The 23,688-nt window shown below is 73.8% G+C and carries 19 protein-coding genes; 10 read left to right on the plus strand and 9 right to left on the minus strand.

Features of this window, described 5'->3' with window-relative positions:
• Positions 1 to 5 precede the first annotated feature (5 nt).
• The gene (locus ACLJTM_RS24480) at positions 6 to 1,760 is read right to left on the minus strand and encodes an NAD+ synthase (RefSeq protein WP_411105860.1); all 1,755 of its coding nucleotides are present in this window, start codon (positions 1,758 to 1,760) and stop codon (positions 6 to 8) included.
• Positions 1,761 to 1,910: 150 nt separating this feature from the next.
• Entirely contained in the window at positions 1,911 to 3,185 is a 1,275-nt protein-coding gene (locus tag ACLJTM_RS24485; protein WP_411105861.1) for a DUF4352 domain-containing protein, read from the minus strand.
• 586 nt (positions 3,186 to 3,771) lie between these two features.
• On the opposite strand from ACLJTM_RS24485, the gene ACLJTM_RS24490 reads away from it, so the two are divergent.
• Positions 3,772 to 4,497 carry a DUF998 domain-containing protein gene (locus ACLJTM_RS24490; RefSeq protein WP_411105862.1) on the plus strand — a complete coding sequence of 242 codons (726 nt, stop codon included), beginning with the start codon at positions 3,772 to 3,774 and terminating at the stop codon, positions 4,495 to 4,497.
• 50 nt (positions 4,498 to 4,547) lie between these two features.
• Positions 4,548 to 5,435 (plus strand): alpha/beta fold hydrolase, encoded by an 888-nt coding sequence (locus ACLJTM_RS24495; protein WP_411106243.1) that lies wholly within the window; start codon positions 4,548 to 4,550, stop codon positions 5,433 to 5,435.
• 37 nt (positions 5,436 to 5,472) lie between these two features.
• On the opposite strand, the gene ACLJTM_RS24500 is transcribed toward ACLJTM_RS24495, so the two are convergent.
• The 3 genes from ACLJTM_RS24500 to ACLJTM_RS24510 all read right to left on the minus strand — a co-directional run bounded on the left by ACLJTM_RS24500 (position 5,473) and on the right by ACLJTM_RS24510 (position 7,420).
• Positions 5,473 to 6,126 carry a DUF305 domain-containing protein gene (locus ACLJTM_RS24500; RefSeq protein WP_411105863.1) on the minus strand — a complete coding sequence of 218 codons (654 nt, stop codon included), beginning with the start codon at positions 6,124 to 6,126 and terminating at the stop codon, positions 5,473 to 5,475.
• The gene (locus ACLJTM_RS24505; protein WP_411105864.1) at positions 6,123 to 6,797 is read right to left on the minus strand and encodes a DUF3105 domain-containing protein; all 675 of its coding nucleotides are present in this window, start codon (positions 6,795 to 6,797) and stop codon (positions 6,123 to 6,125) included. The genes ACLJTM_RS24500 and ACLJTM_RS24505 overlap by 4 nt, the downstream gene beginning before the upstream one ends.
• Positions 6,798 to 6,865: 68 nt before the next feature.
• Positions 6,866 to 7,420 carry a hypothetical protein gene (locus tag ACLJTM_RS24510; protein ID WP_411105865.1) on the minus strand — a complete coding sequence of 185 codons (555 nt, stop codon included), beginning with the start codon at positions 7,418 to 7,420 and terminating at the stop codon, positions 6,866 to 6,868.
• Between the two features lie 172 nt (positions 7,421 to 7,592).
• Here ACLJTM_RS24510 and glnA point away from each other — a divergent pair, with 172 nt between their 5' ends.
• Positions 7,593 to 8,954, plus strand: a complete 1,362-nt coding sequence (gene glnA / locus ACLJTM_RS24515; RefSeq protein WP_411105866.1) for a type I glutamate--ammonia ligase — start codon at positions 7,593 to 7,595, stop codon at positions 8,952 to 8,954.
• Positions 8,955 to 9,014: 60 nt separating this feature from the next.
• Here glnA and ACLJTM_RS24520 read toward each other — a convergent pair whose 3' ends face one another.
• Positions 9,015 to 9,239: a hypothetical protein gene (locus ACLJTM_RS24520; RefSeq protein ID WP_411105867.1), complete on the minus strand. Its 225-nt coding sequence runs from the start codon at positions 9,237 to 9,239 to the stop codon at positions 9,015 to 9,017.
• Between the two features lie 159 nt (positions 9,240 to 9,398).
• Between ACLJTM_RS24520 and ACLJTM_RS24525 the strand changes: the two genes are divergently transcribed.
• Entirely contained in the window at positions 9,399 to 10,070 is a 672-nt protein-coding gene (locus tag ACLJTM_RS24525; RefSeq protein ID WP_411105868.1) for a histone deacetylase, read from the plus strand.
• A gap of 587 nt (positions 10,071 to 10,657) precedes the next feature.
• Positions 10,658 to 13,645 carry a bifunctional [glutamine synthetase] adenylyltransferase/[glutamine synthetase]-adenylyl-L-tyrosine phosphorylase gene (locus ACLJTM_RS24530; RefSeq protein ID WP_411105869.1) on the plus strand — a complete coding sequence of 996 codons (2,988 nt, stop codon included), beginning with the start codon at positions 10,658 to 10,660 and terminating at the stop codon, positions 13,643 to 13,645.
• A gap of 160 nt (positions 13,646 to 13,805) precedes the next feature.
• On the opposite strand, the gene ACLJTM_RS24535 is transcribed toward ACLJTM_RS24530, so the two are convergent.
• The 3 genes from ACLJTM_RS24535 to ACLJTM_RS24545 form a co-directional block, all read right to left on the minus strand.
• Complete coding sequence (locus ACLJTM_RS24535; protein WP_411105870.1) at positions 13,806 to 14,705, minus strand: phosphatase PAP2 family protein; 900 nt, start codon at positions 14,703 to 14,705, stop codon at positions 13,806 to 13,808.
• A gap of 119 nt (positions 14,706 to 14,824) precedes the next feature.
• Entirely contained in the window at positions 14,825 to 15,856 is a 1,032-nt protein-coding gene (locus ACLJTM_RS24540; RefSeq protein ID WP_411105871.1) for a LacI family DNA-binding transcriptional regulator, read from the minus strand.
• Positions 15,857 to 15,882: 26 nt separating this feature from the next.
• On the minus strand, positions 15,883 to 17,625 hold the full coding sequence (locus ACLJTM_RS24545) for a glycoside hydrolase family 13 protein (RefSeq protein WP_411105872.1): 1,743 nt from the start codon (positions 17,623 to 17,625) through the stop codon (positions 15,883 to 15,885).
• 222 nt (positions 17,626 to 17,847) lie between these two features.
• Here ACLJTM_RS24545 and ACLJTM_RS24550 point away from each other — a divergent pair, with 222 nt between their 5' ends.
• The 5 genes from ACLJTM_RS24550 to ACLJTM_RS24570 are packed head-to-tail and all read left to right on the plus strand — an operon-like array spanning position 17,848 to position 23,649.
• Positions 17,848 to 19,131, plus strand: coding sequence for an extracellular solute-binding protein (locus tag ACLJTM_RS24550; RefSeq protein ID WP_411105874.1), 1,284 nt, complete (start codon positions 17,848 to 17,850; stop codon positions 19,129 to 19,131).
• A gap of 7 nt (positions 19,132 to 19,138) precedes the next feature.
• Positions 19,139 to 20,167 (plus strand): carbohydrate ABC transporter permease, encoded by a 1,029-nt coding sequence (locus ACLJTM_RS24555; protein WP_411105875.1) that lies wholly within the window; start codon positions 19,139 to 19,141, stop codon positions 20,165 to 20,167.
• Positions 20,168 to 20,169: 2 nt separating this feature from the next.
• Positions 20,170 to 21,009 (plus strand): sugar ABC transporter permease, encoded by an 840-nt coding sequence (locus ACLJTM_RS24560; RefSeq protein WP_411105876.1) that lies wholly within the window; start codon positions 20,170 to 20,172, stop codon positions 21,007 to 21,009.
• A 49-nt stretch (positions 21,010 to 21,058) separates the two neighbouring features.
• Positions 21,059 to 22,648: a glycoside hydrolase family 13 protein gene (locus ACLJTM_RS24565; RefSeq protein ID WP_411105877.1), complete on the plus strand. Its 1,590-nt coding sequence runs from the start codon at positions 21,059 to 21,061 to the stop codon at positions 22,646 to 22,648.
• Positions 22,633 to 23,649, plus strand: coding sequence for a LacI family DNA-binding transcriptional regulator (locus ACLJTM_RS24570; protein WP_411105878.1), 1,017 nt, complete (start codon positions 22,633 to 22,635; stop codon positions 23,647 to 23,649). The genes ACLJTM_RS24565 and ACLJTM_RS24570 overlap by 16 nt, the downstream gene beginning before the upstream one ends.
• Positions 23,650 to 23,688 lie beyond the last annotated feature (39 nt).

A 23,688-nucleotide genomic window follows, 5' to 3' on the forward strand; every position in this document is an offset into this window, starting at 1 on the left:
GCAGGTCAGGCCTGCTCGCGCCAGCCGTTGGTGAGGGGCAGCCGGCGGTCCTTGCCGAAGCCCTTCGCGGAGATCTTCGTGCCCGGCGGGTACTGGCGGCGCTTGTACTCCGCCGTGTCCACCATCCGCAGGGTCCGCGCGACCAGCTCCGGCTCGAAACCGGCCGCGACGATCGACTCCATGCCCTGGTCGCGGTCCACGTACAGGGCGAGGACCGCGTCGAGCACCGGGTAGTCGGGCAGCGAGTCCGTGTCGACCTGGCCCGGGCGCAGCTCCGCGCTCGGCGGCTTCACGATCGAGTTCTCCGGGATCGGCGGGGTCTCGCCGCGCTCGGCCGCCGCCCGGTTGCGGTAACGGGCGAGCCGGAAGACGTCCGTCTTGTAGACGTCCTTGATCGGGCCGTACCCGCCCACCGAGTCCCCGTACAGGGTGGAGTAGCCGACGGCCAGCTCCGACTTGTTGCCCGGCGCGAGGACCAGGTGGCCCTCCTGGTTGGACAGCGCCATCAGCAGGGTGCCGCGCAGCCGCGACTGGAGGTTCTCCTCGGCGAGGCCGGTGAGCGCCAGCGAGGCCGTGTACGCGTCGAACATCGGCTCGATGGACACGGTCCGGAAGTTCAGGCCGGTCCGCCGGGCCAGGTCGGCCGCGTCCCCCCGGGAGTGCTCCGAGGAGAACTTCGAGGGCATGGACACCCCGTGGACGTTCTGCGCGCCGACCGCGTCGCAGGCGATCGCCGCGACCAGCGCCGAGTCGATCCCGCCGGACAGCCCGATGAGGACGGAGCGGAAGCCGTTCTTGAGCACGTACGCCCGCAGGCCCACGACCAGCGCGTCGTAGACCTCCTCCTCGTCGTCGAGGCGGTCCGCGTACCCGCCGGTGACGACCGGCTCGTACGGGGCCACGGGCTCCTCGGAGAGGATGACGCGGTCGATGCGCAGCCCGTCGTCCACCACGCCCTCGGGGGCGTCGGCCCGGTCGGCGGGCAGGTCGAGGTCGACGAGCACGCAGCCCTCGGAGAACTGCGGGGCGCGCGCGATGACTTCGCCGTCCCGGTCGACGACGATCGAGTCCCCGTCGAAGACCAGGTCGTCCTGGCCGCCGATCATCGCCAGGTAGGCGAGGGTGCAGCCGGCCTCCCGGGCCCGCCGGCGGACCAGTTCGAGACGCTGGTCGTCCTTGTTGCGCTCGTACGGGGAGGCGTTGACGGAGATCAGCAGCCCGGCCCCGGCGGAGCGGGTGGCCGGGACGCGGCCGCCCTCCTGCCAGAGGTCCTCGCAGATCGCGAGGGCCACGTCGACGCCGCGCACCCGGACCACCGGCTGGGTGGTGCCCGGCACGAAGTAGCGGAACTCGTCGAACACGCCGTAGTTGGGGAGGTGGTGCTTGGCGAAGCGCAGCACGACCTGCCCGCGGTGCAGCACGGCGGCCGCGTTCTCCGGGGAGCCGGCGGGCCTGCCGAGCCGGGGGACGGCCTTCTCGGTGCGGTCGAGGTAGCCGACGACGACCGGGAGGTCACCGAGGCCCTCGGCCGCGAGGCGCTCCGCCAGGGCGCGCAGGGCGGTGCGGGAGGCCTCGACGAAGGAACCGCGCAGGGCGAGGTCCTCGACGGGGTACCCGGTCAGCATCATCTCCGGGAACGCCACCAGGTGGGCCCCCTGTTCGGCGGAGTGCCGGGTCCAGTGGACGACCGAGTCCGCGTTGGCGGCGATGTTGCCGACATGCGAGTCGATCTGATTCAGAGCGAGACGAAGGTGAGGCACGGGCCCAGTCTAATCGTCTTTCTGACGCGATGTCCTGGAGCCGGGGTCCCGGAGGGGCCCGCAAACGGTGCGGGGCGCCCCCGTCCGGGGACGCCCCGTCTGGGGACGGCCTCGTCCGGGGACGCCCCGCACCGCCGCGGGGACGGCGGGTCAGCTGATCGGGCCGCTCCAGACCGCGTCGTCGTAGTCGCTGGGCAGGCCCGGCGAGATCTCGAAGTGCAGGGTCTTCGACTCCTTGGCCACGTCGAAGACGAAACCTCCGGTGGCCGATTCGCCGGGCATGACCGAGCCCTTGAACAGCTTCGGCAGCGAACCGTCGAAGACCATCTCGGTCTCGGTGCCGTTCTCGTCGCGGGCGTGCGGCAGCGCCGTGGTCACGTCGATGGGGGCGTCCGACTTGTTGGTGATCTTCACGGTCACCTTGACCCCGCGGCCGGTGCGCTCCTGGGGGTAGGCGTTCTTGCCCACCGTGTACGCGGTGGCCTCCTGCACGGTGACCTCGACCCCGTCCGGATAGGTGAACGTGCCGCCCCAGGGCAGCGCGGAGGTCTTTCCGGGGATCTGCGAGGGCGAGGACTTCGGCGCGGGGCTCGACGGGTAGGCCGGGTAGCTCGGGTCGTCGAACGGGTCGCTCTCCGCCAGGTCCCGGTCGATCTGCTCGTCGAGCTTCTCCACCATGGTGGCGGTGAGGAGGAAGCCGCCCGTGGCCGTGCCCAGGCTGAGGACGCCGAGGACGATGCCGATCACGGCCATCGCCTTGCGGGGGGCGCCCCGGTTCGCCCTGACGAGGCCGCCGATGCCCAGGCCCAGCCCGGTCAGGCCGAGGATGGCGCCGGCCCAGAAGAGGAAGGGGGCAATCCCGACGAGGGCGCCGACGCCGCCGAGGACCAGGGCGGCGATCGCCAACCCGTTCGTGGTCGGGGCGGCCTGCGGATAGGTGGGGTACGGGACGCCGGTGAAGCCGGGCCCGCCCCAGGGGTTGCCGGGGCCGCCGGGCATCCCGGGCGCGGCGAACTGCGAGGCCGGGGCCTGGGGGGTGAGCGGGGCCTGAGGGGTCGGCGGGGCGAAGGGCGACGGCGCGGGGGCCGGAGCCCCGGCGGGAGTGGCCGCCGCGGGGGCCGGCGCGGGGGCCGGAGCCTCGGCGGGAGTGGTTGCCGCGGGGGGTGCGTCGGCCGGGCGTGCGTCGGCCGGGGCCGGGTGCTTCTCCAGGGAGGTGGGCCGCGCGGGCGCGGGGGCCGGAGCCTCGGCGGGAGTGGCCGCCGCGGGGGGTGCGTCGGCCGGGGGTGCGTCGGCCGGGGCCGGGTGCTTCTCCAGGGAGGTGGGCCGCGCGGGCGCGGGTATCGGGGGTGCGTCGGACAGGGGCGTGCCGGCCGGCTCGGTGGGCGGGCCGGGCGGGTTGCTGGGCGGATTCGGCGGTGTGCTCATACCGGCGGGCGCATCCTTATGTCGCGACTGGGGTGATCACCGGACAGCGTGCCACGCCGCCCCGCGCACCCCTCCGGGTTTTCGGGATCCGCCTCGGAGCCGGCGGTCCGCCCCCGGCCGCGGCCGACCGGAACCGCAGTCGGCGCCAACACCCCCTGCGAACAGGCCCGTTGGCTTCGCGGGCCGCGGTGGCCGAGGGTGCCCGATGCCCCCGCCCGCGGGGCGGCCCACCCGGGCCGCGGGCCCGGCGAGCGCCACATCGTTGCCGAGTCGTTGGACTTCGGCAGAACCCGGAGCGGCCCGGCCCTCCCCGGGCAGGGATGCCCGCCCCGCCCGGGACACCAGGCCTCCGGGCAACGCGATGCGCCGCGCAGGCGTCCTCCGGGGCGTGCAGCTCAGCCGGACAGCCCAGCGGCGGCCGGCGGAACCGCCCGCACGCCCTCCGCGGCGGCCCGTCGGGCCCCGCGCGGTACCGGCGCACCCCCCGGCGCACCCCCCGGTGCACCCCCCGGTGCACCCCGCCCCGGGGGCGGGTGTCCGGCGACAGGACCGACCGCCCCCGGGCGTGCCTAGGATCGGAACCACCATGTCCCAGAACAGCTCTTCCGCGGGCTCGTCACGGAGCTCCCCGCCGTTCGGCGCCCGCCCGGTCGCCGCCCTCGTCGGCCTCGGTGCGGCCGCGTACACCGCCTGGGTGCTGGAGGTCGTCTTCGCCACCGGCCTCAACCCCGTGGAGACGTACGTCAGCGAGCTCGCGGCACAGGACCAGCCGCTCGGCGGCCTGTTCCGGGCCACCGACTTCACCGCCGGCCTGCTGGTCTTCGCAGGCGGGCTGCTCGCCCTGCTGAGGCTCGTCCGGCACCCCGACTCCCGCCGCCTCTGGGCGGTCACCGGCTGGGCCGGCGTCACCCTGTTCGGCGCGGCCACCGCAGCCGACGCCTGGCTGCCGCTGAGCTGCGCCCCCACCGCGGACCCCGAGTGCGCCGCCCGGGAGACCGCCGGGCTGGTCCCCGCCACCCACCAGGCGCACGCCGTCAGCAGCAGCCTCGCCATGACCGGCGCCCTCATCGGCCTGCTGGCCCTCACCCACGCAGCGCGCCGCCACGGCCGCCTCGCCCCGCTCGCCCGCTTCGGCCCCGCCCTCGTCGTCCTCGAACTGCTCGCGACCGCCTGGACGCTGACCTCCGTCGCCCTGTTCACCGCCGGCCGCGGCACCTGGGCCCTCGGCGCCGGCCAGCGGCTCCAGGTGCTGCTCGTGGCGCTGTGGCTCGGCCTGCTCGCCCACTCCGTCCACAAGGAGGGCCGCACGTGACCCGCCGGCCCGCCCACGGCGCGCCCGGCCGCTCCGTGCCCGCCCGCTCCGTGCCCGGCCGCATCGTCCGCGGCGCGGGCGGCGACGCGGTCCCGCTGCACGTCCTGGTCGAGGGCAGCGGGCCGGTGTGCGTGCTGAGCGCCGGGCTCGCCATGGCCTGGTTCGACTGGGACGCGGTCGCCGCGCGGCTCACCGCCGCCGGCCGCACCGTCGTCCGCTTCGACCGCCCCGGACACGGCCTCAGCGGCCCGGCCCGCACCCCGGCGAGCGCCGCCGGGGAAGCCCGTCGGATCGCCGGGCTGCTGGACGTCCTCGGGCTGGCCGGACCGGTCACCGTGGCCGGTCACTCCATCGCCGGGTTCCACGCCGAGGCGTTCGCCCGCCTGTACCCGGGGCGCACCGCCGCCCTGGTGCTGGTGGACTCCAGCGTGGAGGAGGACCCGCACGCCCTCTGGCCCGCCGCCCTGCGCGCCGCCGCCGCCCGCGGGCTCGGCCGGGCGCTGACCGCCGCCGGGCTACCGGCCGCGCTGGGCCCGCCGGCCCGGCGCGCCACCGTACGGGCCTCGCGGACCGGCGGCGCCGACCCCGCGCCGCGGGACCTCGTACGCCGCTGCTACCGCACCGGCCGGGTCTGGCGCGGGGCCCTGCTGGAGAACGCCGGCTACCCGGACACGGCCGCCGAGGTGCTCGCGCTGCGCCGTACGCACCCCCTGGCCGCCCCCGCCACCGTCCTCGTCGGCCACGACGGAGGCGGCGGCCGCGGCACGCAGCGCTGGCTCGACCGGCAGGCAGCGCTCGCCGACCGGCTCGGGGCCCGCTTCGACGTCGCCGCCCCCGCCGGCCACCTGGTCATGCTGGACCGCCCGGAGCAGGTGGCCCGGGCCATCCGCACGGCCGCGGACACCCGGACCCCGGCAGCACGGATACCGGGCCCCTGACCGCGGAACCGGAGCCCCTGACCGCGGGTCCGGGGACCTAACCGCGGGGCGCGGCCCCGCGCTTGGCGAGCATGTCCGCCATCAGGGTGAGCTCCGACTGCTGGGCCTCGGCCATGCCCTGGGCCAGGGCCCGCTCGGCGGGCGTCACGCACTGCCGCGCACAACCCTCGGCCATGGCGACGCCGCCCTTGTGGTGGTCGGTCATCAGCTGGAGGTAGAGCACCTCCGCCTCCCGGCCCGACACCGTGCCCAGCCGGGTGATCTCCTCCTTGGTCGCCATGCCCGGCATCAGCGCGCCCGGTGCGGCGGTGTGCGCCCCGTGGCCCGCATGCCCGTCACCCGTTCCCATCCAGGACATCGGCGGCTCGCCCGCCACCGTCTTCGGCAGCCCCCACAGGTCCAGCCAGCCCAGCAGCATGCCGCGCTGGTTGGCCTGGGTGTTGGCGATGTCGTACGCGAGGCTGCGCACGGCCTCGTCCTGCGTACGGTCCCGCACGACGAAGGACATCTCCACCGCCTGCTGGTGGTGGACGGCCATGTCCCGGGCGAAGCCCGCGTCGGGGGAGTGCAGAGCGGGCGTACGGGGAGCCGCGTCCGCGCCGCCGCCGCTCGCCGCGGAGACCGTGGCCGCCGCGGCGAACAGCAGGGCGAGCAGGACCGCGGCGCCGGCGGCCCAGTACGTACGGCTCACTTGTCGGCCAGGCCGTTCGTGCAGGCCGCGCCGGGCTCGGGGGTCTGCGGGCCCTGGACGTACCGGGTGAAGAACTGCGCCACCCGCGGGTCGTCCGCCGTGTCCACGGTCAGCTGCTTGCCCCAGGCGCTCAGCATGATCGCGCCGGCCTGCTCCTTGACCGGGCTCATCAGCGAGTACGGGGTCTTGCGGACCGTCTCGGCCAGCTTGTCCACCTCGCCCTTGGCGGCCTTCTCGTTGTACGTCACCCAGACCGCGCCGTGCTCCAGCGAGTGGACGGCGTTCACCTCGGGCAGCGGGTTCGCGTACACGTCGCCGTTGCAGTTCATCCAGCGCGGGTGGTGGTCCCCGCCGACCGGCGGGTTCATCTCGTACTTCACCGGGGTCTCGACGTGGTTGCGGCCCAGCTTCTTCGCGTCCCAGGTCTGCTCGCCGGCGACGGGGGCCTTGGCGGCCGCCTCCTTGGCGTCCTGCTTCTCCTGCTGGTCGATCATCACCCAGGCGCCGAAGCCGACGAGGGCGGCGACCACGAGCGTCGAAGCGGTGATCGCGACAGCCTTGTTGCGCCGGTCGCGGGCCTTGTCGGCCCGGCGCATCTCGGCTATCCGCGCCTGGCGGGACTGCTGGTCCTCGCGGTGGTTGCGGTCGTTGTTGCCGGTCCTGCTCGCCATGTGCCGTGGTCCTTCTGCTGAGGGGGGTGGAGGGTGGATCCGGTGGTGCGCGTGCGGCGCCGGACCCGTCAGGTCCGCAGCACTTGGAGGGCGTGGAGGTCGGGGGCGCGGGCGAGCGTCCCGGCGGGCCGGGGACGCGGCGCCACGGCCGGGCGGGCGCCGGGTACGGGGCCCGTCCGGCCCCCGGCCACGGCGGGCGGCGGGACGGGCAGGACCCCCGGGGTGACGTGGGCGGAGCCCGAGCAGCCCGGCGGCCCGGAAGGGGACAGGCAGACGGGGCCCGCCGGATACCCGGCGGGCGCGCCCGGCCGCACGTGCCCCGCGGGCCGTGCGTCCGGTACGTACCCCGCGTCCGATGCGTGCCCCGCGGGCCCCGTGTCCCGTACGTGCCCCGCGTCCGGTGCGTGCCCCGCGGGCCTCGCGTGTCGTACGTGCCCGTCGCCGGAGGCGGCCTGGACCCCGGCCGCGCCGGGCCGTGCGCACAGGAACAGCGCACCCGCCAAGGCCCCGGCCAGCACCGCCGCCAGCACCCCGGCCAGGACTCCGGAGGCCGTCGGCAGGACGGCACGGCGCGTCGCGGGACGCCCGCGGCGTCCGCCCTGCGTGTGCTCCCGGCCCCCCATGGGCGCAGATGGTAATGCTCATGACGGGCCTGCGGTCAGGTCGGGGGTGCCGCGACCTCGGGCAGGTGCGTAATGTGGCGGAAACCACCGCTGGCGATACTGGGCCGACCCGACTGTGCCCGCGCTCTCGCGGCGATGGTGCACAGGCCGTCTGAACTGCGAGGATGAAGGCATGGACAAGCAGCAGGAATTCGTCCTCCGGACGCTTGAGGAGCGCGACATCCGCTTCGTGCGCCTGTGGTTCACCGACGTACTGGGCTTCCTGAAGTCCGTCGCGGTCGCCCCCGCGGAGCTGGAGCAGGCCTTCGACGAGGGCATCGGCTTCGACGGCTCCGCCATCGAGGGCTTCGCCCGGGTCTACGAGTCCGACATGATCGCCAAGCCGGACCCGAGCACGTTCCAGATACTGCCGTGGCGCGCGGAGGCCCCCGGGACCGCCCGGATGTTCTGCGACATCCTGATGCCGGACGGCTCACCGTCCTTCGCGGACCCCCGCTACGTCCTCAAGCGCATCCTCGCCAAGACCTCCGACCTCGGCTTCACCTTCTACACCCACCCGGAGATCGAGTTCTTCCTGCTGAAGGACAAGCCGCTGGACGGCTCCCGTCCGGTGCCGGCCGACAACTCCGGCTACTTCGACCACACCCCGCAGAACGTCGGCATGGACTTCCGCCGCCAGGCGATCACCATGCTCGAATCGATGGGCATCTCGGTCGAGTTCAGCCACCACGAGGGCGCCCCCGGCCAGCAGGAGATCGACCTGCGCTACGCGGACGCGCTGTCCACGGCCGACAACATCATGACCTTCCGCCTGGTCATGAAGCAGGTCGCCCTGGAACAGGGCGTGCAGGCCACCTTCATGCCCAAGCCCTTCTCCGAGTACCCGGGTTCGGGCATGCACACCCACCTCTCCCTCTTCGAGGGCGACCGCAACGCCTTCTACGAGTCGGGCGCCGAATACCAGCTCTCGAAGGTCGGCCGCTCCTTCATCGCAGGCCTGCTCAAGCACGCCGCGGAGACCGCGGCGGTCACCAACCAGTGGGTCAACTCCTACAAGCGCATCTGGGGCGGCTCCTCCCGCAGCGCCGGCGCGGGCGGCGAGGCCCCCTCGTACATCTGCTGGGGCCACAACAACCGCTCGGCCCTGATCCGCGTCCCGATGTACAAGCCGGGCAAGACGGGCTCCTCCCGGGTGGAGGTCCGCTCGATCGACTCGGGCGCCAACCCCTACCTGACGTACGCGGTCCTCCTCGCGGCGGGCCTCAAGGGCATCGAGGAGGGCTACGAACTGCCGGCGGGCGCCGACGACGACGTCTGGGCCCTCTCCGACGCCGAACGCCGCGCGATGGGCATCGAACCCCTCCCGCAGAACCTCGGCGAGGCCATCGCCCTGATGGAGCGCAGCGAACTGGTCGCCGAAACCCTCGGCGAGCACGTCTTCGACTTCTTCCTGCGCAACAAGAAGCAGGAGTGGGAGGAGTACCGCTCGGAGGTCACGGCCTTCGAACTCCGCAAGATGATGCCGGTGCTGTAACGCCGGCCGCCGTCCGGACTCCCGGGCCCGGTGGGCGCCGCCCACCGGGCCCGGGGCCGTTCAGGGCGCCGTTTCGGGTGACAGCACCGGGGAGGCGGCGGCGTGTTCCGTGCAGGCCGCCCACCAGCTGTCGCCGCCGGCGGAGGAGACCTGCACGCTCCATGCCGCGGGGCGGGGGCAGGGGGCCGCCCAGGTGCAGTCGCCCCGCGCTGACAGGGTGCCGCTCCGGTGGTGGTCGGCCGACCAGGGGTGCTTCTCCTGGAGTTCCATGACGTGCGGTTCCATGACGGACAGACAAGCACGGGTGCCTGCCGCCGCGCAGCCGAACGGGACGGTCCCCGGGCCCGGCCGTGCCGGGCAGGGCCCGGTAGCCTGGCGGGGTGGTGCGCTGGGCGGCAGGTGGCGGCCGGAAGCGTTCTGCCGGGCCGGTGAGGAGGGCGAGGCATGGGTGTGCACACCGCCGTGTGGTCCGGGCCGGTGCGGCAGGTGCCCGAGCGGGTCTGGTACGCGTCCTACGGGTCCAACATGCACCTCGACCGGCTGGCCGCCTACATCGCCGGCGGCACCCCGCACGGGACGGCGCGGACGTACCCGGGCTGCCGGGACCGGCGGGCCCCGGAGCGGTCGATCGCCGTCGAGCTCGACGGCGCCCTGTACTTCGCCACCGAGTCCATGGTGTGGACGGGCGGCCGCGGCTTCCACGATCCGGGCGCGCCCGGCCGGATGCGGGGGCGCGCCCACCTGGTGACCGTGGGTCAGCTGTCCGACATCGCCGCGCAGGAGATGTACGGAGTGCCGGGCGCGGACCTGGACCTGACCGGGGTGCTCCGTGACGGCCGGGACGCCGTGGGCCCCGGACGGTACGAGACGCTGATCTGCCCCGGGGAGATCGAGGGGATTCCCGTGGTGACGTTCACCGCGCCGTGGTCCCTGCACGACGTCGAGCTCCTCGCGCCTTCCGCCGCCTACCTGCGGTACCTGGCCGGCGGACTCCTGGAGTCCGGGCCGTGGTCCGAGCCGGACATCGCCGCCTACCTGTCCGCCTGCCCCGGCGCGGCCGGCCTCTGGACGCCGGAGCAGGTCCTGGACCTGCTGACGGCCGGCCTCCCCGGGTGACGCCGGGGGCCCGGGCCCGCCGGGGCCGCGCCCCCGGGTTCCAGGCGGGCCGCCGGGGCGCCCGCGGAGAGCATCCGCGGCTCCGACCAGGAGGCGGAGGAGCCGAGCCCCGTCGTGCGGACCGTGCCGCCGGCGGCACGGTCTGCGAGCAGGCGGCCCGCAACGGCGACCGCGCCGTGGCCGGCCGGGCCACCGGCTAAACCCGCCGCCCAGCCCGGCGCGCGGCCCGCCGCCCCGCCCCCGCCGCCCGGCTGCCCTCGGCGCCCGACCGGTGGCTGATCCCGCCGTCCGGGCGCCCGGCCGTCCGCCGCGGCCCGGCCCCCGGCCGCAGGCTGAACCCGCCGCCCGGCCGTCCGCCCCGACCCGCCGCCCGACCCGGCCCAGCCCCCGCCGCCCGGCCCGGCCCCCGCCGCCCGGCCCAGCCCCCACCGCCCCGCCCGGCCCCGGCCCCCGGCCCGCCGCCGTGGCGGCGCGTTTGTGGTGAGTCGACGGGGGCCCGGCGTGATCGGCGGCGCATCGCCTAGGCTCAGCCCCAGGCACGCCAGGGCAGGGGCAGCCGATGACCGACGACCGCGGGAGGCGGCGGGATGACAGTCCCGGGACGCAGGAGCAGCACCTTCATCCGGCTGCTGCGCAGCGGGTTCACCGACCCGTCCGCCGCCGCCCGGCTGCTCGACGCCGACGCGCTGGCCGCCGTACGGGCCGATCCGGTGCTCCTCGACGCGCTCGGCGCGACCGCCGACCCCGACCTGGCCCTCCTCGGGCTGGTCCGCCTCGCCGAGGCGCAGCCCCCCGAGGAGCTGCCAGGCCTCCTCGACACGCTCGTCAGCGCCAAACCGCTGCGCGACCGGCTACTCGGGGTGCTCGGCGCGTCCGAGGCGCTCGCCGACCACCTGGCCCGCCACCCGCTGGACTGGCAGGCCCTGGTCACCTACGAGGCCGCCGACCTCCACCCGGGCCTGCGCGAGTTCGAGAAGGGGCTGGCCGGGGCGCACGACCCGGTCGCGCTGCGCGTCGCCTACCGCCGCTGCCTGCTCTCCATCGCCGCCCGCGACGTCTGCGGCACCATAGACGTCGCCGACACCGCCGCCGAGCTCGCCGACCTCGCCACCGCCACCCTCCGCGCGGCCCTGCGCATCGCCGCCGCCGCGGCCGCCGAGGACGCGGCCGCCTGCCGGCTCGCCGTCATCGCGATGGGCAAATGCGGCGGCAACGAGCTGAACTACGTCTCCGACGTCGACGTCATCTTCGTCGCCGAGGCCGCCGCCGGCGTCGACGAGGCGAAGGGCCTGCAGGCCGCCACCCGGCTGGCCTCCCACCTCATGCGGATCTGCTCCGAGACCACCGTCGAGGGCACCATCTGGCCGGTCGACGCCAACCTCCGCCCCGAGGGCAGGAACGGCCCGCTCGTACGGACGCTCTCCTCCCACCTCGCCTACTACCAGCGCTGGGCCAAGACCTGGGAGTTCCAGGCCCTGCTCAAGGCGCGGGCCGTGGCCGGGGACGCCGCCCTCGGCGCCGAGTACATCGAGGCCATAAGCCCGCTGGTCTGGCAGGCCGCCGAACGCGACAACTTCGTCGCCGACGTCCAGCAGATGCGCCGCCGCGTCGTCGACAACATCCCCGCCGCCCAGGTCGACCGGGAGCTCAAACTCGGCCCCGGCGGACTGCGCGACGTCGAATTCGCCGTCCAGCTGCTCCAGCTCGTGCACGGCCGCAGCGACGCGACCCTGCACTCCGGCAGCACCCTCGACGCCCTCCACGCCCTCGCCGCGGGCGGCTACGTCGGCCGGGCCGACGCGGCCCAGCTGCACGACGCGTACCGCTTCCTGCGCGCCATGGAGCACCGCATCCAGCTCTACCGGCTGCGCCGCACCCACCTCGTCCCGGAGGACGAGGCCGACCTGCGGCGCCTGGGCCGCTCCCTGGGCCTGCGCACCGAACCCGTCGCCGAGCTCAACAAGGCCTGGCGGCGCCACGCCTCCGTGGTCCGCCGGCTGCACGAGAAGCTGTTCTACCGGCCCCTGCTCGACGCGGTCGCCCAGCTCACCCCCGGCGAGACCCGGCTCTCGCCCCGCGCCGCGGGCCAGCGCCTCGAAGCCCTCGGGTACGCCGACCCGGCCGCGGCCCTGCGCCACCTGGAAGCCCTCGCCTCCGGCGTCACCCGCAAGGCCGCCATCCAGCGCACCCTGCTGCCCGTGATGCTCGGCTGGTTCGCGGACTCCGCCGACCCGGACGCCGGACTGTTCAACTTCCGCAAGGTCTCCGACGCCCTCGGCAAGACCCCCTGGTACCTGCGGCTGCTGCGCGACGAGGGCGCCGCCGCCGAAAACCTCGCCCGGGTGCTGTCCGCCGGCCGCCTCGCTCCCGACCTGCTGCTGCGGGCCCCCGAGGCGGTGGCCCTGCTCGGCGACCCCGGCGGCCTGCAGCCGCGGACGCACGCGGCGCTGGAGCAGGAGGTCCTCGCCGCCGTCGGCCGGGCCGGGGACCCCGAGGCCGCCGTCGCCGCCGCCCGCGGAGTGCGCCGCCGCGAGCTGTTCCGCACCACCGCCGGAGACATCATCGGCTCCTACGGCACGGAGGACAGGCCCGCCGAGGAGGACCACGGGGCGTTGGTCGACCGGGTCGGCGGAGCCGTCTCCGACCTGACCGCCGTGACCGTCGCCGGCGCCCTGCGGGCCGCCGTGCAGAGCAACTTCGGCGACACCCTGCCGACCCGTTTCGCCGTCATCGGCGTCGGCCGGTTCGGCGGCCACGAGCTGAGCTACGGCTCCGACGCCGACGTCCTCTTCGTCCACGAGCCCCGCGAGGGCGTCGACGAGCAGGAGGCCGCGAAGGCCGCGCAGACCGTCATCGCGGAGATGCGCCGCCTGCTCCAACTGCCGACCACCGACCCGCCGCTGCTCATCGACTGCGACCTGCGCCCCGAGGGCCGTTCCGGGCCGCTGGTGCGCACCCTGGCCTCGTACGCGGCGTACTACCGGCGCTGGGCCCTGACCTGGGAGAGCCAGGCCCTGCTGCGCGCCGAGCCCGTCGCCGGGGACAAGGAGCTGGGCGCCAGGTTCATCGAGCTGATCGACCCGCTGCGCTATCCCGCGGAGGGCCTCGGCGAGGACGCGGTGCGCGAGATCCGCCGCCTGAAGGCGCGCATGGAGTCGGAGCGGATGCCCCGCGGCGCCGACCCGACCCTGCACACCAAGCTCGGCCGCGGCGGCCTCAGCGACGTCGAGTGGACCGTCCAGCTGATGCAGATGCGGCACGCCTGGGCCGAACCGGGCCTGCGCACCACCCGCACCCGCGAGGCACTGGCCGCCGCCCACGCGGCCGGCCTGATCCGCACCGAGGACGCGCAGATCCTCGACGAAGCCTGGATCCTGGCCACCCGCGTCCGCAACGCGGTGATGCTGGTCCGGGGCCGGGCCGGCGACACCTTCCCGTCCGAGACCCGCGAACTGGCCGCGGTGGGCCGCTACCTCGGCTACCCGGAGGGCACGGCCGGCGAGATGCTGGACGACTACCGCCGCATCACCCGGCGCGCCCGCGCCGTGGTGGACGAGCTGTTCTACGGCGCCTGAGGGGGCGCGCCCCCGCCCGTGGCGGGGGCTGCGCTCCGGCCGAGGCCACGACGACGGCCGCGACGTCGGCGGAGACGCGGGCCGAGACGGTGGCGGAGACGGGGGCCGCAACGGTGGCGGAGACGAGGGCCGAGACGGTGGCGGGGGCGGACGCGGAGGCTCAGGACCGGGCGCGGGCGCGGTAGCGGTGCACCAGCGCGGTCACCGGATGCGGGCCGGCGAGCCCGGGGTGGCGCGGCAGGCGGTGGGGGAGCGAGCCGAACCACGCCCGCGAGACCGTGTAGCCGAAGGCCAGGCAGAGCATGCCGCCCACGGCGTCGAGCCAGAAGTGGTTGGCGGTGGCCACGATGACGACGAGGGTCGCCGTCGGGTAGAGCAGGCCCAGGATCCGGGCCCACGGGGCGGAGGCGACCGCGAAGATCGTCAGCCCGCACCAGAGCGACCAGCCTATGTGCATCGAGGGCATGGCGGCGTACTGGTTCGACATGTGCTTCAGGTTCCCGGAGGCCATGGACCCCCAGGTGTGGTGCACGAGCACGGTGTCGATGAAGTCCTGCCCGTTCATCAGCCGGGGCGGCGCGAGCGGGTAGAAGTAGTAGCCGACCAGAGCGACACCCGTGGTGGCGAAGAGCACCAGGCGGGTGGCCGCGTAACGCCCGGGGTGGAAGCGGTAGATCCAGACCAGCACGCCGATGGTCACCACGAAATGCAGGGTGGCGTAGTAGTAGTTCATGCCCACGATCAGCCACGTCACGGAGTTCACGGAGTGGTTGACGCTCTGCTCGACGGCGATCCCCAGGGCGCGCTCCGCGCTCCAGATCCAGTCGGCGTTCGCGAGGGCGGCCGCCTTCTGCTCGGGTACCGCGTTGCGGATCAGCGAGTACGTCCAGTAGCTGACGGCGATCAGCAGGACCTCGAACCAGATCCGCGGCCGGCGCGGGCTGCGCAGCCGGGCGAGCAGGGCGCCGTCGGACGCCGGCCCGGCCTCCTCGTGCCCGGTCACGGGGTGCGACGAGACGTCCGTCCGGGTTTCCAGTGTCTTCACGCTCGCTTCACCCATGGGGAGAGAGTCTGCCAGATGCGATCTCCCCTCCGATCATCCCTCGGGACGGTCTTCGGCGCCCGGGGTCCCCCTGGGGGAGGACCCGGCCCCCGCGGCGTGCGGGCCGCCGGCTCCCGCTACGGCCTGCGGTGCTGTCCCGGACCGGAAGCCGTCGAGCCGCGCACCACCAGCTCGGGGAGGAAGACGAACTCGCTGTGCGGGGCCGGCGTACCGCCGATCTCCTCCAGCAGGGTCCGTACGGCGGCCTGGCCCATCGCCAGCACCGGCTGCCGGATCGTGGTCAGCGGCGGATCGGTGAACGCTATCAGCGGGGAGTCGTCGAAGCCGACGACGGAGACGTCCTGCGGCACCCGCAGCCCCTGCTGCCGGGCGGCCCGGATCGCGCCGAGCGCCATCATGTCGCTGGCGCAGACCACCGCCGTGCAGCCGCGGGAGATCAGCGCGGTCGCGGCGGCCTGCCCGCCCTCCAGGGTGTAGAGGGAGTGCTGGACCAGTTCCTCGGTCTGCGCCCCGGTCAGGCCGAGACGCTCCTGCATCCCCAGCCGGAAGCCCTCGATCTTGCGCAGTACCGGCACGAACCGCTTCGGCCCCACCGCGAGCCCGATGCGGGTGTGCCCGAGCGCGGTCAGGTGGGTCACGGCGAGCTGCATCGCGGCCCGGTCGTCGGGGGAGACGAAGGGCGCCTGGACCTTGTCGGAGAAGCCGTTGATCAGGACGTAGGGGACGCCCTGCCCGCGGAGCTGGTCGTAGCGGCCCATGTCCGCGGTGGTGTCGGCGTGCAGGCCCGAGACGAAGATGATCCCGGAGACCCCGCGGTCGACCAGCATCTCGGTCAGCTCGTCCTCGGTGGACCCGCCCGGGGTCTGTGTGGCCAGCACCGGCGTGTACCCCTGGCGGGTCAGGGCCTGGCCGATGACCTGGGCGAGCGCCGGGAAGATCGGATTGTCCAGCTCGGGGGTTATGAGGCCGACGAGTCCGGCGCTGCGCTGGCGCAGTCGTACCGGCCGTTCGTATCCGAGCACGTCGAGTGCGGCCAGAACGGATTCGCGGGTGCCCGCGGCCACACCGGGCTTGCCGTTGAGCACGCGGCTGACTGTGGCTTCGCTGACCCCCGCCTGGGTTGCGATGTCGGCAAGCCGTGCGGTCACGGGATGGGACTGTACCGGTCGCACGTTCAGATTGCCCACCACGTGCAGGAATCCGCGGGAAGCCGCACGGTGCGCCCGTCGGTGTCCACCGGGGCACTGGAGAGCACGGGGCGTCCGGGCGCGGGGAGTTCCACCGGCACGGGCCGGGTGTTGAAGGAGCAGGCGAAGCCCGGCCGGACGAACAGCAGCACGCCCTCGGGCGCGGGCAGCCACCGCATCCCGGCGAGCCCGGCGCCGGTCCCGTCCGTCCCGGCCTCCCGTCCCGCTCCGGCCGCCCCTTCCGCTCCGTTCTCCCCTTCCTCTGCGGCCGGCCCGTCCTCGCCGAAGGCCACGGTCGCGCCCGCTTCCGGGGCGCCCAGCCCCGGCAGGGCCCGGCGCAGTTCCAGCGCGGCCCGGTACAGCTCCAGCGTGGAGTGCGGGTCGCCGGTCTGTGCGGCGACGCTGAGGCCGCCCCATCCCGCGGGCTGCGGGAGCCAGCTGCCGGCCGGCCCGAACCCGTACGGGGGCTCGGCCCCGGACCAGGGGATCGGCACCCGGCAGCCGTCGCGCAGGCCGTCCTGCCCGGCGGTGCGCAGGAACGCCGGGTCCTGGCGGGCCCCGGCCGGCAGGTCGAGGACCTCGGGCAGGCCGAGCTCCTCGCCCTGGTAGAGGTACGCCGACCCGGGCAGCGCCAGCATCAGCAGCGCGGCGGCCCGGGCCCGGGCCAGGCCGCGGGCCCCGTCCCCGTACCGGGTCACGTGCCGTACAACGTCGTGGTTGGACAGCACCCAGGTGGTCGGCGCCCCCACCGCGGTGGTGGCGGCCAGTGACTCGTCGATCACGGTGCGCATCGCGGCGGCGTCCCAGGGGCACTTCAGGAAGCGGAAGTTGAAGGCCTGGTGCAGCTCGTCCGGGCGCACGTACTGCGCGAGCCGCTCGGAGGTCGGCGCCCAGGCCTCGGCGACGCCGATGCGCGCGCCCTCGTAGGAGTCCAGGAGCCGGCGCCAGGAGCGGTGGATGGCGTGGACCCCGTCCTGGTCGAAGAAGGGCAGGGCCTGGGTGCCGATGAGGGTGGCCTGGGCGCCGCGGCCGAGGTCCGGCAGGCCGGGGGCCTTGACCATGCCGTGGGCCACGTCGATGCGGAAACCGTCCACGCCGAGGTCGAGCCAGAACCGCAGGACCGACTCGAACTCGGCGGCGACCTCGGGGTGCTCCCAGTTCAGGTCGGGCTGCTCGGGTGCGAACAGGTGCAGGTACCAGGACCCGTCCGGGGTACGGGTCCAGGCGGGCCCGCCGAAGACGGACTCCCAGTCGTTCGGCGGCTGCGCGCCGCCGGGGCCGCGGCCGGGCCGGAAGTGGTAGCGGGCGCGGGCCCCCGGGTCCCCGGCGAGGGCGGCGCGGAACCAGGCGTGCCGGTCCGAGGTGTGGTTCGGCACCACGTCGACGACGACCCGCAGGCCGAGGGCGTGCGCGGCCCGGACGAGGTCGTCGGCGTCGGCGAGGTCGCCGAAGAGCGGGTCCACGGCCCGGTAGTCGGCGACGTCGTAGCCCCCGTCGGCCTGCGGGGAGACGTAGAAGGGGGTCAGCCACACGGCGTCGACCCCGAGCCGGGCCAGGTGCGGCAGCCGCTCGCGGACCCCGCGCAGGTCGCCGACGCCGTCCCCGTCGCTGTCCGCGAAGCTGCGCACGTACACCTGGTAGATGACGGCATCGCGCCACCAGCCGCCACCGCTTGCGGTCGCGTTGCTGGAAGCGCTTGCAAGCCGGGAGGCGGTCAGCTCATGGGTCATATCGGGGTCAACGCGAGCACAGCCCCCCTGGTTGCGGGCCCGGACAGTCGAAGACGACTCGAACTAACAGCAAGCTGCGGCAACCGTACGGACACACGGATGTAACGATCACCAGGTCTTGCAGAAAATTGCCGCAAGGTCTTTCGGGCGGCTTTCAGTCTTGTTAGGTTCCTGGCAACTCGGGACCGCGAGGAAGCGGCCGGGATCATCGAAGGAGTTCATATGCGGCGTGGCATAGCGGCCACCGCGCTGGTCGCGGCCCTGGCGCTCGCGGCGACGGCTTGCGGTGGGGACACTCAGGACGGCAAGGACGCGGCCGGCGAGACGAAGGCCGGTGGCGAGCTCTCCGGCACGGTCACGTGGTGGGACACCTCGAACGACGCCGAGAAGGCCAGCTTCCAGAAGATCGCCGAGGCGTTCACCGCGAAGCACCCGAAGGTGACCGTCAAGTACGTCAACGTCCCGTACGGCGACGCGCAGAACAAGGTCAAGAACGCCTTCAGCAGCGGTTCCGACGCTCCCGACGTGATCCGCGCCGACGTCGGCTGGGTCGCCGACTTCGCCTCGCTGGGCTACCTCGACGAGGTCCCCGCCGAGACGGCGAAGAAGGTCGACGCCGAGTTCCTGCCCCAGGCCGCGGCCAGCGGCAAGTACGAGGGCAAGACCTACGCCGTACCGCAGGTCATCGACACCCTCGGCCTCTTCTACAACAAGAAGATGCTCGCCGACGCGGGTGTCCAGCCCCCCACCACCCTGGAGGAGCTGAAGACCGCCGCCGCCGCCATCAAGGCCAAGACCGGCAAGGCCGGCCTCTACCTGCGCGGCGACGACTCGTACTGGTTCCTCCCGCTGATCTACGGCGAGGGCGGCGACCTGGTCGACGCGAAGAACAAGACGGTCACCGTGGACAACGCGGCGGGCGTCAAGGCCTTCAAGACGGCCCGCGAACTGGTCACCTCCGGCGCGGCGGTCACCAACGCCACCGACGGCTGGACCAACATGCAGACCGCCTTCAAGTCGGGCGAGGCCGCCATGATGATCAACGGTCCGTGGGCCGTCGCCGACACCTACGCCGGCGACCAGTTCAAGGACAAGGCCAACCTCGGCGTCGCCGCCGTCCCGGCCGGCTCCGTCAAGGCGGGCGCCCCGCAGGGCGGCCACGACCTCGGCGTCTACGCGGGCTCCAAGAACCGCGCCGCGGCCCACGCCTTCGTGGACTACATGACCTCCCAGGAGGTCCAGGTCCAGTCCGCCAAGGACCTGAGCCTGCTCCCGACCCGGACCGCCGCCTACGAGGCGCCGGACGTCAAGAGCAGCGAGATGGTGCAGTTCTTCAAGCCGGCCGTGGACAAGGCCGTCGAGCGCGCCTGGATCCCCGAGAACGGCTCCCTCTTCGAGCCGCTGAAGGTCGAGTACACCAAGGCGATCACGGGAGCCTCCTCCCCGGAGGACGCGGCCAAGGCGGCCGGCGCCGAGTTCCGCAAGATCCTCAAGGGTTGGAAGTAGAGAAACCATGGCTGCTCACACCAGCCAGTCGGTGGCCGCGGCCGCGGGCGACGACGTCGGACACACCGACGCCGCCCGCGGCCGGGGCCGCAGGACTGACAGCGGGAAGCGCGGTGGAGCGAGGCGCGCCCTCGCCACCCACTGGTACGCCTGGGCCATGATCGCCCCGGTGGTGCTCGTCCTCGGCGTGATCATCGGCTGGCCGCTCGTGCGCGGCATCTACCTGTCGCTGACCGACGCCAACGAGCGCAACGTCGCCCGGACGATCGGCGCCAACCACATCGAGGCCACGTACGAGTTCGTCGGACTCGACAACTACGTGTCCGTGCTCGGCGACCCCGTCTTCCTGCAGCGGCTGGTGTGGACGGTGGTGTGGACCGTCGCCTGCGTCTCCGTCACCTTCGCGCTCGGCCTGGCCCTGGCCACCATGCTCAACCGGGACTTCCGGGGCCGCGCCGCCTACCGGATGGCGCTCATCCTGCCCTGGGCCGTCCCCGGCTTCGTCTCCGTCTTCGCCTGGCGGTTCCTCTTCAACCGGGACAACGGCATTCTCAACAAGGTCCTCGAAGGCGGCGGGATCTCCGCGATCCCGTGGCTGGACGACCCGACCTGGGCCAAGCTCTCGGTCATCACCGTGAACGTGTGGCTCGGCGTCCCCTTCATGATGGTCGCCCTGCTCGGCGGACTGCAGTCGATCCCCGGCGAGCTCTACGAGGCCGCCGAGATGGACGGCGCGAGCGCCTGGCAGCGCTTCCGCCACATCACCCTGCCCGGTCTGCGCGCGGTGAGCATGACGGTGGTCCTGCTCTCCACCATCTGGACCTTCAACATGTTCCCGGTGATCTTCCTGCTCACCCGGGGCGGCCCCGGCGACTCCACCGAGATCCTGGTGACCCAGGCGTTCCGCGAGGCGTTCATCGCCAGCCCGCGCGATTTCGCAGGCTCCGCCACGTGGGGCGTCCTCATCCTCGCCCTGCTCATGATCTTCGCGCTGGTCTACCGGCGCTCGCTGCGCAAGCAGGGAGAGGTGTGGTGACCATGACCACCCGCACACGGGGCCGGCGCGGCCCCCTCGCCTCCGCCGGACTGCACCTCACCCTGCTGGCCGCCTCCGTGATCGCGGTCTTCCCGGTCCTGTGGATCCTGCTGACCTCGCTCAAGCCCGCGCAGTACGCGATCACCACGGACTTCGTGAAGGAGCCGACCCTCGGCAACTACCGCCACCTGCTGGAGGACAGCCACTTCTTCAGCTGGTTCGCGAACTCCGTCCTCGTCGCGGGCGTCACCACCGTCCTCGGCGTGTTCATCGCCGCGACCACCGGCTACGCGGTCAGCCGCTTCCGGTTCCCCGGCATGCGGCCGCTGATGTGGACCCTGCTCATCACGCAGATGTTCCCGATGGCGATCCTCATCGTCCCGCTGTACAACCTGATGGGCGACCTCGGGCTGCTCAACCAGCCCCTCGGCCTGATCATCACCTACCTCACCATCGCCGTGCCGTTCTGCGCCTGGATGATGAAGGGGTTCTTCGACACCATCCCGGTGGAGATCGACGAATCCGGCCGGGTCGACGGGCTCAACCCCTTCGGCACCTTCTGGCGGCTGATCCTGCCGCTGGCCAGGCCCGGGCTCGCCGTCACCGGTTTCTACGCCTTCATCACGGCCTGGGGCGAAGTCGCGTACGCCTCCGCCTTCATGGTCGGCGAGGAGAACCTCACCCTGGCCGGCGGACTGCAGACCTTCGTCACCCAGTACACCTCCGACTGGGGAGCGATGAGCGCCGCTTCCGTGCTCATCGCCATCCCGGCCGCGATCTTCTTCGTCTTCGCCCAGCGCCACCTCGTCGCCGGAATGACGGCGGGCGCCACCAAGGGCTGACCACCCGCGCCCGCCCCCGCACCACCGGCCCGACCTCTCCAAGGACGACATGACCCAGCACCTCGCCGAGACCTTCCCCACCTCCGCCGGCACCCTGCCCGGCTGGTGGAGAGAAGCGGTGATCTACCAGGTCTATCCGCGCAGTTTCGCCGACTCCGACGGGGACGGCATGGGGGACCTCGAAGGCATCCGCAGCCGTCTGCCCTACCTCAAGGACCTGGGGGTCGACGCCGTCTGGCTCAGCCCGTTCTACGCCTCCCCGCAGGCCGACGCGGGCTACGACGTCGCCGACTACCGGGCCATCGACCCGATGTTCGGCACCCTGCACGACGCCGACGCCGTGATCCGCGAGGCCCACGCCCTGGGCCTGCGCATCATCGTCGACCTCGTCCCCAACCACTGCTCCGACCAGCACGAATGGTTCAAGCAGGCACTGCGAGAAGGCCCCGGCACCCCGCTGCGCGAGCGGTTCCACTTCCGTCCGGGCCAGGGCGAGCACGGCGAACTGCCGCCCAACGACTGGGAGTCCATCTTCGGCGGGCCCGCCTGGACCCGCGTCGCCGACGGGGAGTGGTACCTGCACCTCTTCGCGCCCGAGCAGCCCGACTTCAACTGGGAGCACCCCGCCGTCCAGGACGAGTTCCGCTCCATCCTGCGGTTCTGGCTCGACCTCGGCGCCGACGGCTTCCGCATCGACGTGGCCCACGGCCTGGTCAAGGCCCCCGGCCTGCCCGACCTCGGCCGGGACGAGCAGCTCAAGCTGCTGGGCAACCAGGTGCTGCCCTTCTTCGACCAGGACGGGGTCCACGAGATCTACCGGTCCTGGCGCCGGGTCCTCGACGAGTACGCGGGCGACCGCATCGGCGTCGCCGAGGCCTGGACCCCGAGCGCCGACCGCACCGCGCTCTACCTGCGCCCCGACGAGCTGCACCAGGCCTTCAACTTCCACTACCTGAACACCGGCTGGGACGCCGAGGCGCTGCGCGGCGCCATCGACGACTCGCTCGACTCGATGCGGCCGGTGGGCGCCCCGACGACCTGGGTGCTGTCCAACCACGACGTCGTACGCCACCGGACCCGGTTCGGCAGCCTGGAGCGGGCGCGGGCGGCCGCGCTGCTGATGCTGGCCCTGCCCGGCTCGGCGTACGTGTACCAGGGCGAGGAGCTCGGCCTGCCCGAGGTCACCGACCTGCCGGACGAGGTGCGCCAGGACCCGTCCTTCTTCAAGGCGAACGGCCAGGACGGGCTGCGCGACGGCTGCCGGGTGCCGATCCCGTGGTCCGGGGACTCGGCTCCGTACGGTTTCGGCACCGGAGGCAGCTGGCTGCCGCAGCCCGCCGAGTGGGCGGGGCTGAGCGTGGCGGCGCAGACCGGCGACCCGGCGTCCACGCTGGAGCTCTACCGGGCGGCGCTGCGGATGCGTCGCGCGCACCCGGCGCTCGGCGCGGGCGACCGCGTCGAGTGGCTGCCGGCCCCGGAGGGCGTGCTGGCCTTCCGGCGCGGGGACTTCGTGTGCACGGCGAACACCACGGGTGAGCCCGTACGGCTGCCCGCGCCCGGCGCGGTGCTGCTGGCCAGCGGCGAGCTCGCCGAGCCGGACGTCCTCCCGGCGGACTGCACGGTGTGGTGGCAGGGGTGACTTCCCCGCTGCGGCTGGCGGACATCGCCGCGCAGGCCGAGGTCAGCGAGGCGACCGTCAGCCGGGTGCTCAACGGCAAGACGGGCGTGGCGGCCGGCACCCGGCACAAGGTGCTGGCCGCGCTCGACCTGCTGGGCTACGAGCGCCCGGTACGGCTCAGGCGCCGCAGCAACGGGCTGGTCGGGCTGCTGATCCCCGAGCTGACCAACCCGATCTTTCCGGCGTTCGCGCAGGTCATAGAGCAGGCGTTGGCCGGGCACGGGTACACGCCGGTGCTGTGCACGCAGACGCCGGGCGGGGCCACCGAGGACGAGCTGGTCGAGCAGTTGGAGGAGCGCGGGGTCACCGGGATCGTGTTCCTGTCCGGTCTGCACGCGGACTCGGCGGCCGACCCGGGGCGCTACCAGCGGCTGGCGGCGCGCGGGGTCCCCTTCGTGCTGATCAACGGTTTCAACGAGCGGATCAGTGCGCCGTTCGTCTCGCCCGACGACCGGGCGGCGGCGGAGATGGCGGTGCGGCACCTGGAGGACCTCGGGCACCGCAGGATCGGGCTGGCGATCGGGCCGACCCGGTACGTGCCCTCGGCGCGCAAGGAGCAGGGCTTCGCCGCGGCGGTCCCCGGGGCCGACGCGGAAGGCCTCGTGCAGCGCACCCTGTTCACCGTGGAGGGCGGCCACGCGGCGGGCATGGCCCTGCTGGAGCGCGGCTGCACGGGCATCGTGTGCGGCAGTGATCCGATGGCGCTGGGGGTCATCCGGGCCGCCCGGGAGCGGGGGCTGCGGGTGCCCGAGGACGTGTCGGTGGTGGGCTTCGACGATTCGCCGCTGATCGCCTTCACCGACCCGCCGCTGACGACCGTGCGCCAGCCCGTGCGGGCGATGGCCACGGCCGCGGTGGGCGCCCTGCTGGAGGCGGTGTCCGGCACCCCCGTCCAGCGCACCGAGTACGTCTTCCAGCCCGAGCTGGTGGTCCGCGGCTCCACGGCCCAGGTCCCGGCCTGACGGCGGGCGGCCGGCCGCGGCCCCGGCCGCACCGTCGGC

The organism is Streptomyces sp. cmx-4-9 (assembly GCF_046548835.1).
Lineage (GTDB): Bacteria > Actinomycetota > Actinomycetes > Streptomycetales > Streptomycetaceae > Streptomyces.

Coding starts and splice junctions, on each gene's coding strand:
- ACLJTM_RS24485 (WP_411105861.1), bottom strand. CDS start 3,185: ATGAGCACACCGCCGAATCCGCCCAGCAACCCGCCCGGCCCGCCCACC.
- ACLJTM_RS24490 (WP_411105862.1), top strand. CDS start 3,772: ATGTCCCAGAACAGCTCTTCCGCGGGCTCGTCACGGAGCTCCCCGCCG.
- ACLJTM_RS24505 (WP_411105864.1), bottom strand. CDS start 6,797: ATGGCGAGCAGGACCGGCAACAACGACCGCAACCACCGCGAGGACCAG.
- ACLJTM_RS24510 (WP_411105865.1), bottom strand. CDS start 7,420: ATGGGGGGCCGGGAGCACACGCAGGGCGGACGCCGCGGGCGTCCCGCG.
- glnA (WP_411105866.1), top strand. CDS start 7,593: ATGGACAAGCAGCAGGAATTCGTCCTCCGGACGCTTGAGGAGCGCGAC.
- ACLJTM_RS24520 (WP_411105867.1), bottom strand. CDS start 9,239: ATGGAACCGCACGTCATGGAACTCCAGGAGAAGCACCCCTGGTCGGCC.
- ACLJTM_RS24525 (WP_411105868.1), top strand. CDS start 9,399: ATGGGTGTGCACACCGCCGTGTGGTCCGGGCCGGTGCGGCAGGTGCCC.
- ACLJTM_RS24530 (WP_411105869.1), top strand. CDS start 10,658: ATGACAGTCCCGGGACGCAGGAGCAGCACCTTCATCCGGCTGCTGCGC.
- ACLJTM_RS24535 (WP_411105870.1), bottom strand. CDS start 14,705: ATGGGTGAAGCGAGCGTGAAGACACTGGAAACCCGGACGGACGTCTCG.
- ACLJTM_RS24545 (WP_411105872.1), bottom strand. CDS start 17,625: ATGACCCATGAGCTGACCGCCTCCCGGCTTGCAAGCGCTTCCAGCAAC.
- ACLJTM_RS24550 (WP_411105874.1), top strand. CDS start 17,848: ATGCGGCGTGGCATAGCGGCCACCGCGCTGGTCGCGGCCCTGGCGCTC.
- ACLJTM_RS24555 (WP_411105875.1), top strand. CDS start 19,139: ATGGCTGCTCACACCAGCCAGTCGGTGGCCGCGGCCGCGGGCGACGAC.
- ACLJTM_RS24560 (WP_411105876.1), top strand. CDS start 20,170: ATGACCACCCGCACACGGGGCCGGCGCGGCCCCCTCGCCTCCGCCGGA.
- ACLJTM_RS24565 (WP_411105877.1), top strand. CDS start 21,059: ATGACCCAGCACCTCGCCGAGACCTTCCCCACCTCCGCCGGCACCCTG.